General features: G+C 42.5%; 2 protein-coding genes. Both read left to right on the forward strand.

Translation table 11 applies throughout. The features are described 5' to 3' along the window. Window positions 1-271, forward strand: a 271-nt coding sequence (locus tag GBI66_RS19245) for an efflux RND transporter permease subunit (RefSeq protein WP_151717190.1), incomplete at its 5' end; no start/stop codon positions are given. A 58-nt stretch (window positions 272-329) separates the two neighbouring features. Further along, on the forward strand, window positions 330-449 hold a 120-nt coding region (locus GBI66_RS19795; RefSeq protein ID WP_228267317.1), incomplete at its 3' end, for a hypothetical protein.

Here is a 449-nt window from a genome sequence, read left to right on the forward strand (position 1 = left end):
TGGGATAAGTCGTTATGATGCTATTTTACAAGCAGGCAAAACCCGTTTACGCCCAATCTTGATGACAACAAGTGCGATGGTAATGGGTATGGTTCCATTAGCTCTAGGTCTAGGTGAAGGTGGTGAACAAAGTGCACCAATGGCTCATGCTGTAATTGGTGGCGTTATTACCTCTACCTTATTAACTCTTGTGGTTGTCCCCGTCATTTTCACTTATCTGGATGACTTGAAAAACTTTATGCTGCGTCAAACCCGACGATTCATGTCATAATGCAGCGACTATCGTATAATCCGCGTTTTTATAACGCTTAACTTTTAGGACTTTTTCCATGCGCGCAAGCCGCTTTTTATTTGCAACGTTGAGAGAAACCCCAAACGATGCTGAAGTGATTTCACATCAGCTCATGTTACGTGCGGGGATGATTCGTAAATTGGCATCTGGTTTATAT

The organism is Acinetobacter sp. TUM15071, from assembly GCF_008980925.1.
In the GTDB taxonomy this organism is placed as follows: domain Bacteria; phylum Pseudomonadota; class Gammaproteobacteria; order Pseudomonadales; family Moraxellaceae; genus Acinetobacter; species Acinetobacter dispersus.